The sequence below is a fragment of the Mycobacterium sp. genome, assembly GCF_035506235.1.
Classification (GTDB): domain Bacteria; phylum Actinomycetota; class Actinomycetes; order Mycobacteriales; family Mycobacteriaceae; genus Mycobacterium.
Map to the genome: position 1 here is coordinate 1 of NZ_DATJPU010000107.1, position 9,954 is coordinate 9,954.

Genomic DNA, 9,954 nt, shown 5'->3' on the forward strand with positions numbered 1-9,954 from the left:
AGCTGGCAAGCTTGTCGGTCACCAGCACACGCGGCGCGTACCGCAGGCCCTTGAGCAGTTTACGGAAGAACCGCCTGGCTGCTTTGGCGTTTCGCCGCGACTGCACCAACACGTCGAGCACGTTGCCGTGCTGGTCGACCGCACGCCACAAATAGCACCGCTTGCCGTTGATCTTTATGAACACCTCATCAAGGTGCCACTTGTCGCCGGGTCGGGGGCGGCGCCGGCGCAGCTGGTTGGCGTAGGCCTGCGCCGAACTTGGCACCCCAGCGTCGGATCGTCTCATAGCTCACCTGGACACCACGGGCCAGCATCAGCTCCTCAACCTCACGAAAGCTCAGCGGGCACCGAAAGTACAGCCACACGCAATGGTTGATGATCTCCATCGGGTGGCGGTGGCGCTTATACGACGCCGTTGCGGGGCTGCTCACCCGATCGATCCTCCCAGATCACCGACACGCACTTAACGTGACAGTGCCTGTCGATGCCCCAAATGAGGTTGTCGGCAAGTGCGGTGCCGTCCGCGACCGCGATCAGCGGCACGCCCAGCACGTTCTCCGGGGTGGCTTGGGTGACATCGCCGTCCGTCGCCGCCAGCAAGGGTTCGTTGCTGCTCAGGTCGGAGCCGGTGAAGATCTTGATCGAGGACAACGTACCCACCGTTTCCGCGCTGGCGACGAACGATGACGGCTCGGCACCGGCCTTGCGGAGGGCGGTTTTCGCGTCCACCGCCCAGTCGAAGTTGCTGAATGCGCTTCCGGCGTCGATGACCTGGACGCCCGGCACGCTCAGCAAGCCATCGGGTCCGTTCTCTGTGGAGGCAGCGAAGAACGCCTTATCAATCGAGCGGGCGATGGAGCGGGCCAGCGACTCTTGGACGACGGTCGTCGCTTCCGGCGAGGAGTCCTCGGCCAGTTCAGTCGAAACCCGCACCAGGGCAGCAACTTTCAGCGGCGTGACCTGAAGCTCGGTGACGGTCGGGTCGGACAGGGTGATCTCTTGCGCTTCGGGCACCCACTGGCTCGCGGCGTCCTCGTCCACAATCGGGAAGAGGTAGACATGCGACGCGGAGCGCACCACCGTGCACGCTTGCATCGCGACGGATTGCTGGGTGATCGGGCGAACGATCAGTTCGCCGACCTGCTCGGGCGTGAGGATGCCAGCGGCGGCGTCACCTTGGACGTTTACGGCGACCACATACCGGAAGAGGACGGCGGCGCGGCGAACAACCTGCCCGAGCCACCGGCGCCCGAACGTGCAGCTGAGGCGGCTACGAATGTCGTGCCGCTACGACGACGGTCGCGCTGAACGGCTGATATGAGTTGAGTTAGTCCTTCACAAAACGCCTCCGGGGGTGTCAGGAAGGGATTGTCAGTGTCCCTTTCGAGGATCCGAGCGTTGACGCGCTCTGGTTCTTCTGGCACGCCCCGGAGGTGTTGTCGTGTCTGTGCAAGTTGCTCCTGCCGCGTCGTCCACGATCGTTGTTGCCGTTGATGTCGGCAAGGCCTCGGCGATGTTTTCGGTGACTGACGGTGCCCGTCAGCGGTTGTTGGGTCCGGTCGAGTTCGCGATGACGTATGCAGGTTTGTCCTCGACGGTGCACCAGGTGATGGCCATGGTGAAGCCGTCGACGCAGGTGAAGGTAGGTGTTGAAGCGGCCGGTCACTACCACCGCCCAGTGGTTGACTATAGGTGGCCAGCCGGCTGGGAGGTGTTGGAGTTCAGCCCTGCTCACGTCGCTGAGCAGCGTCGGGTAGCAGGCCGCCGGCGGGTCAAGACCGATGCCATCGATCTGGAAGCCATCACCGAACTGGCATTGGCAGGACGAGGACAAGCGGTCACAGCGCGTGAGGCGTGCATCGGTGAATTGACTGCGTGGGCTCATCATCGTTCGCGTCGGGTCGCCACCCGGACCGCGACGAAGAATCAGCTTCTCGGTCAACTCGACCGGGCCTTCCCGGGATTGACGTTGACGCTGCCCGACGTGTTGGGCACCAAGATCGGGAGACTGGTCGCCGCTGAGTTCGCCGATCCGGCCCGGCTGCGCGCCCTGGGGACGAATCGGTTGATCCGCTTCGCCGCGGCCCGTGAGGTGCAACTGCGCCGCCCGCTGGCCCAACGTTTGGTGGCCGCGGCCGCAGACGCCCTGCCCACCCATGACGCGGCCGTGGCGCGTGAGGTGTTGGCCACTGACCTAACACTGCTGGCATACCTGGACGCCCACGTCGAGGCCGCTGAGACTGAACTGGCCGCACTGCTGCCACTGAGCCCGTTTGCCACCCTGACCTCGGTGCCGGGTTGGGCCGTCGGTTCGGGTATCGAATTACGCTGCAGCGCTGGGTGATCCGTGCAGATGGCCCGGCCCTCGGCAGATCTACCGGGCATCGGGGCTCTCGCCGATGCAATATGAGTCAGCCGGTAAGCGTCGTGACGGCAGGATCAGCCGTGAGGGCAGCGTGGCGCTACGTCGAGCCTTGATCGATCTCGGCATCGGCTTATGGCTTACCGAACCCACCGCCAAGGCCTACGCATTGGGTCTCAAGGCACGCGGCAAACGCGGCGGGATCATTGCCTGCGCGCTGGCTCACCGTGCTACCCGTATCGCCTACGCATTCGTTCGCGACCACGCGAGCTACGACCCGACTCGTTGGGGCTAAACCCTTCCCACCCCTGCGAAAGGAAACCACCAGGTCCCTTCACAACTCTGCTCGCCAGTGCCAGGCTGAGAAGACGGGACGAAGGGCCGGATCAGATGCCGGAACGGCTATGGCGGACCCACACGGGTTACGCCGCGTCTAGCTTGGCACCCGGCCCTTCGCCTCCACGGCAGCCCGAACGACGCCAGATGACCCAAATCCCGAGGTCGCATATGTCAGCGTGGGCGCCAGGCACCCATCACCTCGCCACCCGACACGAAACCAATCCGCAACACCCGCACCCACGGATGTCGCCCCACAACACCCAACCTCAAGGTTGACACGACCTACAGCCAGCTAGTAGAAGTAAACCGTCTGCGGTTCCTCGTGCGGCTCACCGTTCTCGATCCACCGCACGGTCACCTTCATCTGCCGGGGCGATTGCATAAACAGAGTGACAGGCCAGTGGGCCTTACCCAACGGGAGCAGGTCGATCGACTCGTCGTCGTAATCGACGATGTATGCGCCTTCTGGAATGTCGAGGGTGAGCTGATCGGCGCGGACCGTCTTGCTGATGTTATCCACCACCAGCCGCTTGTTGAATTCGTCGTATGTAAGGCGCGGCATCGCATGTTCTGGCGGCGACGCGGTCGGCAGCCGAACTACGCCGATGTCCAACTTGACGACGTCGTGTTCGATGGCCTCGCGCACCTGATGTCCGAGGTCGGTCGGATCAGCGTAGACACCCAGCAGGTTGTTCGCTTCCATCTCGGCGCGGAAAGTGTTCAACCGCTGGAGTTCTGCCGGGTCGGCGTTCCGGCTGACCGGCTCGTCGGAGAAGCAGACGTGCACGGGCTTGCCCGCCTCGGCGGTGCGTTCAATCTCGTGCGCGGTACCCGACACTGCGTCGGGGGTGGCCGTTCCGAGGCGGCTGTCGAACACGGCGATCACGATGTCGGCGTCATCCACGAGCTACGAGTCGATGACGCTCTGCGGACCATTCGAACTCATCAGTGGCACCGCGTCCGACTTCCAGTGCCGGGGGAGAAGGACGACGCCCTCGGCCTCGGCGCGGCGGCTATTCCAGCTGTGGAGGCTCTTCATGATCGCCTCGACTTCTTCGGCGGTGTCGCCCGGCGTGGCGATCAACACCTTCAATACTGTTGCAGGGAACACTGGTACTTGAACTTTCATCTTCATGGCGGCGACGGCGTGTGCGCCGTCGGGCTCGACTGTTTGTTCGATCGGGCCGCGTATCAGTTTCGCGTTAGGCACCGACAAAGTTGTGGATAACACGCCGGGTCAAATGCTGAGGAATGGTTAAAGACTCGTGTAAAAGCCTCATCCGTCACACTAGTACCAATTATTACCAAGCCATCATCGCGAACAGCTCGACCTCCTGGTCGAACCGCAAACGCATCCGGTCGTCGCCAGCAGCGCGCCCACCCGGGCCTGCACGTCAGTAGTCCCCGCGGAAAGTGGGGTTGAACTCGGGACTGCCGCGGCCAGGTTTGAGCCGTCGCGCAACACGTTGTAACGCTCCGATTCCGGTTTGTGGTTGCGCAGGTGCACAGTCTGCGCGAAGGTAGCAACCGCTTCGTTCAGTTGGCTGACACTCGTGTGGCGTACTGCGCCGCAACTCCCGGCAAGCCAAGGTGCGCTATACCGTATAGAAGTCGGCGTGGCGCCCGGCTCGGTGTCGTGGCGCCGGAGTGCAAGGGGAGAAGTCCATGACGGCAGCGGCGGGCGGCAAACCGATCGACCTGGTGTTGGCCGGCGGTGGCGTCAAGGGCATCGGCCTGGTCGGCGCGGTTGTCAAACTCATGGACGCCGGCTACCGCCCGTACCGCGTCGCCGGCAGCTCGGCGGGTTCGGTGGTCGGCGCCATCGTGGCGGCCGCAGCCAGAAGCGGTCAGCTCACCGGCGCCGACGTGAAAGACCTCGCGCTGGGATTGAACTATCGCAAATTCCTGGACCCCGGACCCATTGAGAGCGTTCCAGTGCTGGGTCCCTCCTGGGGAATCCTGCAGGGCAGCGGCCTGTACCGGGGTGACTACGCCCACGACTTCATCGCCGGTCAGCTAAAGACGCTGGGCATGCGCACATTCGGTGATCTACGCCTCGACGACGACCAGCTGCCCGAGGAACGCCGCTACCGGCTGGTGGTCACCGCCGCCGATGTGACGACCGGCCAGCTGGTGCGGCTGCCGTGGGACTACCGCCGGGTGTACGGGCGCGACCCCGACGAGCAGCCGGTGGCCGACGCGGTGCGCGCGTCGATGTCGATCCCGTTCTTCTTCCGTCCGGTCACCCTGACGGCCGCTAGTGGCCTGACGTCCACGCTGGTCGACGGGGGGCTGCTGTCGAACTATCCGATCGACTCCTTGGATCGCCTCGACGGCAAGCGGCCGCGGTGGGCGACGTTGGGGGTGACCGTGCTGCCCAACCTGCCCGAAGGCAACGACAAGCTGGTTCCCGCGCTAGCTCCGCTACGGCTGCTGGGCGGAACGCATCTGCTCGAAGACGTCATCACCACCGTGTTGGTGGGCCGCGACCAGGCCTACCTCAACGAGCCGTGGGTCAATGCCCGCACCATCCGGGTGGATTCTACCGACGTCGGGGTCTTGGATTTCGGCATCTCCGCTGCGCAGACCCAGGCGCTCTATGCCAAAGGCTATGCGGCGGCCGAGCAGTTTCTGGCCACCTGGGACGAGGCGGACTACATCAAGCGTTTCCGGTAACGACTTTCGGGCTGGGGGCCGCACTGCGGACTGCAACCGGATGCCGACGACCTGGTTGGAATCGGATTGCAGCGCAGACAATTACCGGCCAGCTCGTCGAAAGGGGAGTGCGGCACGGTGGGCGCCGAAGGGGTCGAGTGCGTGAATTACGTCCGTTGTATCTGCCGCTAGACCGGCGTAGCGCATGACCTATCCGGCTGGCGAGATCGCCCAGTGCGATTTCTGGTTTCCCAATGTGGTGGGTCCAGGTGGGCTTCGGCCGGGTGCGCACTGCGACGGCGTTGCCGGTGTTGACCATGGTCTGTGGGTATTCGCGGTGGGCTTCGGCAGTGTTGATCCCGACCCGTTCTGGGGAAATAAAGCTTGGGGCGGCCGCGATGCCGATGCCTGTTGGCTTAGTATCCTTTCGGCGGCCGGTTGGGATCGAACTGCTGAACGTTTGCGGCCAGGTTCGAGCCGTCGCGGGATACATCGTACCGCGGCCCCATGACGTAATTCATCGCGGCGGCGACGTTGGCGACAGGGTCGTAGATGTTCGTACTCGTGCCCGGCTGGTGGAACCCGGCAAACGTCGAGGAGATGCACTGCATCAGCCCTCGAGAGCACCCGGACCGCCACCCATCGGCCGCCATAGGACCCTGCACCGAATTCGAGTCCACTGTGTTGATCGCCGAGGGACGGTAGGAGGATTCCCGCTGGGCAGCTGTGAGCAGCCCACGCATCCAGTTGTCGCGCGCCGATGGGTCCGTAATGCCCATCAAGTCAAGGGTTTTGTTGACGTACCCGCGGAAAGCGTCGCACCCTTCGGCGAAACCTTCGCGCTCGTAACGGACTTCGCTAACCGGGATCGCCGCTGCCGACGATATCGGCGGCGCCGGCGGTTGGACTGTGCTGGGGTCCCAGCCGGCGGGCAACCGCCAGCCTTCCTTCATCACCGCGTCCCATTCGCCCTGGTGCACGGTCCCGTAGATGCCATTGGTTGTCGGCCAGCCCTTCTGCAGCTGCAAGGTGGTGGCGGCTTTGGGCGTCACGCCGTCGTTCCACTTCTTGGTGACCGTCAGTCCCAGTGCGGCCTGCCAGCGGCCCAACCCATCCTTCCAGGCCTGCAGATCACTTTCGTACTCGCATGAAATCGACTCCTGGGGGCCGTCGATCGGGCCGTAGTAGTAACCGGGTGGCAGCGGAAACTTTTTGGATCGCGACGACGGCGGCGATTGGACCGGGGCGCGGTCCCAGCCCGGAGGTAGGCGCCAGCCCTCTTTCATGACCGCATCCCATTCGCCCTGGTGCACAGTGCCGTAGATGCCGTCAGTGGTCGGCCAGCCCTTCTGCAGCTGCAAGGCGGTGGCGGCTTTGGGCGTCACGCCGTCATTCCACTTCTTGGTGACCGTCAGCCCCAGCGCGGCCTGCCAGCGACCCAACCCATCCTTCCAGACCGGCAGATCACCTGCGTACTCACAAGAAATACTCTCATCCGGGCCATCGATCGGGCCGTAGTAGTAACCGGCTGGCAGCGGGAAGTCGTTCGACTCCTGTGGCAGGGGCGGTTTGACTGTGCCGCTGTCCCAGTTCGGGGGTAGCCGCCAGCCCTCTTTCATGACCGCGTCCCATTCGCTCTGGTGCACGGTGCCGTAGATGCCGTCGGTGCTCGGCCAGCCCTTCTGCAGCTGCAAGGTGGTGGCGGCTTTGGGCGTCATGCCGTCATTCCACTTCTTGGTGATCGGCAGCCCTAGCACGGCCTGCCAGCGGCCCAACCCATCCTTCCAGGCCGGCAGGTCACTGTCATATTCACACGAAATGCAGTGGTCGGGGCCATCGAGCGGACCGTAGTAGTAGCCGACCGGCAAAGGAAATGCTGTGGGGTCTTCGGGTCCGTAGATGTTCAGGTATCCGCTGCGCAAGCGCCGGGCGAAGTCGGCGAACGCCGGGTTGCCGTACATGTTGTACCCGACCTGAAAGTGCATCTCGTCGCATTGCCCCTCACCGCCCCAGTCGCGACCCCAGTAAACCGTGTTCTCGAATAGCTTCAACCCGTGACGAACCCGGCCCACCTGGTCTGGGGGCATGCACAGCTTGTGCCACGGGAAGGCCGTCGCGCACAGATCCGCAGCCGTGCCCGAGCAATGGTTCGAGTCGGGAACACCTTGTTGGGCTTCGTCTTCCGGTGACGCCCAGCCCCAATAGTCCCGCGGCTTGTACACGTCGATTGGTCGGACGGTGCGGTGAAACCAGGACGCCCATGCCGTGAGTACGGTGGCGACAGCGCCGGCGTGCAACTCGATGCGCACATCACTGGTGCCAGGCACCAATAAGTGTTCGCAGTCGCCGCTACCGCACTGAGGCCAGCCGTTTTCGGTAAGCACTTTCCGTTACCTCCAACACAACCTATTCATGTCATTTTCCATTCGACATCGCATCGGGCGCCCGGCGGTAGGGACATAGGTCCCGACATAGCATCCGATTAAGTCACCGGATGCCGGAATTAAAATAGCCGTGGTACCGGAGTGACGTCCGAAGGCGGCAATCCGTCATGGCAGGCCGCGTGTGTAGGTCAAGTCCTGAAACCCTTGGTCGCATGTGCAGTTAGAAGAAAACGATGAGGGACGCGAGCCCAACGCAGTCAACAGATTAGCGGGATTTCCGATCAACTCCAGCAGGGCGCTGCCGACTCGGACGGCCACGGGAGGCCCAAACCAAAACATTACTGACTCGCTGTCCAACGGCGCCCAGATTAGCCGCGAGTTGAGACGCAGCCGGGACCCGGCATTACACGCGGCCCAACCATCGCGCTGTCTCGCCGGGCCAAGGAATCTATCGGCATGTTACGAAAGGCCCTAGTGTCGGCCATGGCAGCCCAGAACTATAGGCCACAGGGATGGGCAGATATAAAGGCAAAGTGCAGACGTTCGCGTAGCACACGTGAGAACGCGGGCTAAGCTTCATAGCAGAGCTTAAGGGACGAAGATGTCGCACACCGCTTACGGGAAAATGATCTCAGCGCACAGCTCGTGTGCTCAAATCCCCGGCACACGAAATGTGCGCTGCTGTAAACGGCTGTCGCGCATAGCTGTCGGATTCGCGACCATAACCAATGCCCGACCGTACGTATTTAGTAGGAAAATTGGTTCAGCGGTCTAAGACCTGCCTGGTTTACGGGGAAAGGGTTCTGGCGAGAGGATGAACGGAGAAGCTCCGCTAGCTGGAAGAAGTGAGGCTATTAGGGTGTACGCCGAGCACCCTCACCGTCACAGCCGGGAAAGCTACAGCGGTACGACCGGAACCACAGCGCACACACCAAGATCGATCGGCGAAGGCGAGATGCCCGCTCACCCACCGGCGCCGAGGATATCATCCCCAGCGCCCCATCCTACTGTGCATCCGTTGCGCCGGACTTGCAAAAAGTTGCGCGAACGCGTTGTTCGGGGACCTCAGTTCAACTTCGCCAAAGCTAGAACTTCGGAAGAGTTCATCGACCAAGCCGAGAGATACGTCCTGCGCGTGCGCGCCTCCTACGATTCTCGGGCAATGTGGCACCGTCGTTTCTACCGCCTCAGCGGAGTTCTGCTCATTGTGTTGGGCGGCGCGCTTCCCTTGCTGGCTAGCAGCGACTTGGTGCATAAGAATGTTGTGATAGCGGTGATCGGTTTCGTGGTTGCCACGGTCACGGCGCTGCGTGGCTTCTACCACTGGGACGCGGGATGGGCATTACTGCGCGAGACGGAATTTGACATCACGAAGCGGTACCTGGACTGGAAGGCGCTACAGTTCGAGCTGTCCGACCCGCATCGACTCCAGAGGGAGACGCACAGGCTGCTCGATGATTTGATCGCTATCCGGAAAAACGAAGCGCGGTCGTTCTTCAAGTCAGTGCCGGATGTAGGGCGTCCTGGTCCGGAGCAAACCACGGCCCCAAGTGCCGCCCGCCCCCGGTGAATAGCGCGGCAGGTGGCGTCGGCGCCGCGCGAAGTCAGACCTCAAAGCGCCCGTCCCGTGGACGCCGATATCGCCTAAGCGGCATTTAAACTGGCTCTTCAACTTTGACCGGGCAATCAGCATGAAGTCTGGGTTGCGGCCCGCTGTTTGCGGGTGCAGTGGAAGCGTATCCGGCGGGTGGAGTTGGTCGGGTTTCGGAATCCGCAGCCGGCGCGTTTGACCCGTTCATGCTCACCGGCCTCGGCTTCAAACCTGGTACTGGGCGAAATGTCCAAAATCAGGCAACCTTCTAACGACCACGGAGCCAGGCTAGAGCAGTCCGAGCAGTTGCAAGTCGGTGACGTATTTGATGATTATCGGCGCCGAGACGTGCGGGATGTCGTGATCGGGTCCGATTTTCGCCTCTCGCACCGCAGCACGGAATCGGTCGGTCGGCGCGAAGGACCCGCGGGTCGGCTCTGGGGGCTGCAGCTGCTCGACAGCGTGCAACATGAACTGCAACACCTCCAGGACCGAGTGCCGGCGCTGTCGCTCGGGCAGGGTACGCAGGGCGCTCTCGAATCGCTGCAACCACTCCCCGAAGTCATCGATCCGCTTGATCGGGTAGCCCGCCTCGATCAGCCAGTCGACGCACTCGTCGAGCC

Annotated in this window: 8 protein-coding genes and 3 pseudogenes; 5 read left to right on the forward strand and 6 right to left on the reverse strand. The window is 63.0% G+C overall.

The features are described from left to right. Nucleotides 1-386 (reverse strand): annotated as a pseudogene (locus tag VMD50_RS09830) (IS6 family transposase); the annotation flags it as partial. A gap of 16 nt (nt 387-402) precedes the next feature. Then, the gene (locus tag VMD50_RS09835; RefSeq protein ID WP_325427270.1) at nt 403-1,158 is read right to left on the reverse strand and encodes a phage major capsid protein; all 756 of its coding nucleotides are present in this window, start codon (nt 1,156-1,158) and stop codon (nt 403-405) included. On the opposite strand from VMD50_RS09835, the gene VMD50_RS09840 reads away from it, so the two are divergent. Both VMD50_RS09840 and VMD50_RS09845 read left to right on the forward strand, forming a co-directional pair. After that, nucleotides 1,090-1,308 (forward strand): hypothetical protein, encoded by a 219-nt coding sequence (locus VMD50_RS09840; RefSeq protein WP_325427256.1) that lies wholly within the window; start codon nt 1,090-1,092, stop codon nt 1,306-1,308. The two genes, VMD50_RS09835 and VMD50_RS09840, sit on opposite strands and share 69 nt — an antisense overlap. A gap of 133 nt (nt 1,309-1,441) precedes the next feature. Beyond that, nucleotides 1,442-2,657, forward strand: a pseudogene (locus tag VMD50_RS09845) (IS110 family RNA-guided transposase). Nucleotides 2,658-2,993: 336 nt separating this feature from the next. Here the strand turns inward: VMD50_RS09845 and VMD50_RS09850 are convergent. After that, complete coding sequence (locus VMD50_RS09850; RefSeq protein ID WP_325427258.1) at nt 2,994-3,605, reverse strand: hypothetical protein; 612 nt, start codon at nt 3,603-3,605, stop codon at nt 2,994-2,996. A 3-nt stretch (nt 3,606-3,608) separates the two neighbouring features. After that, nucleotides 3,609-3,917, reverse strand: coding sequence for a hypothetical protein (locus VMD50_RS09855; protein WP_325427260.1), 309 nt, complete (start codon nt 3,915-3,917; stop codon nt 3,609-3,611). Nucleotides 3,918-4,366: 449 nt separating this feature from the next. On the opposite strand from VMD50_RS09855, the gene VMD50_RS09860 reads away from it, so the two are divergent. Together VMD50_RS09860 and VMD50_RS09865 are read left to right on the forward strand one after the other, a co-directional pair. Continuing rightward, on the forward strand, nt 4,367-5,377 hold the full coding sequence (locus VMD50_RS09860; RefSeq protein ID WP_325427262.1) for a patatin-like phospholipase family protein: 1,011 nt from the start codon (nt 4,367-4,369) through the stop codon (nt 5,375-5,377). A gap of 134 nt (nt 5,378-5,511) precedes the next feature. Next, nucleotides 5,512-5,733, forward strand: a pseudogene (locus VMD50_RS09865) (IS21 family transposase); the annotation flags it as partial. A gap of 39 nt (nt 5,734-5,772) precedes the next feature. Here the strand turns inward: VMD50_RS09865 and VMD50_RS09870 are convergent. Beyond that, a complete protein-coding gene (locus tag VMD50_RS09870) occupies nt 5,773-7,683 on the reverse strand; it encodes a transglycosylase SLT domain-containing protein (protein WP_325427264.1) in 1,911 nt (636 codons plus the stop codon). A 1,075-nt stretch (nt 7,684-8,758) separates the two neighbouring features. Here VMD50_RS09870 and VMD50_RS09875 point away from each other — a divergent pair. After that, on the forward strand, nt 8,759-9,310 hold the full coding sequence (locus VMD50_RS09875) for a DUF4231 domain-containing protein (RefSeq protein WP_325427266.1): 552 nt from the start codon (nt 8,759-8,761) through the stop codon (nt 9,308-9,310). 309 nt (nt 9,311-9,619) lie between these two features. Here the strand turns inward: VMD50_RS09875 and VMD50_RS09880 are convergent. Next, a partial coding sequence (locus VMD50_RS09880; RefSeq protein ID WP_325427268.1) for a hypothetical protein occupies nt 9,620-9,954 on the reverse strand: 335 nt, incomplete at its 5' end.

Excerpts from the sequence above, each read along its gene's own strand:
- VMD50_RS09860 (WP_325427262.1), top strand. The coding sequence starts at position 4,367 with ATGACGGCAGCGGCGGGCGGCAAACCGATCGACCTGGTGTTGGCCGGC.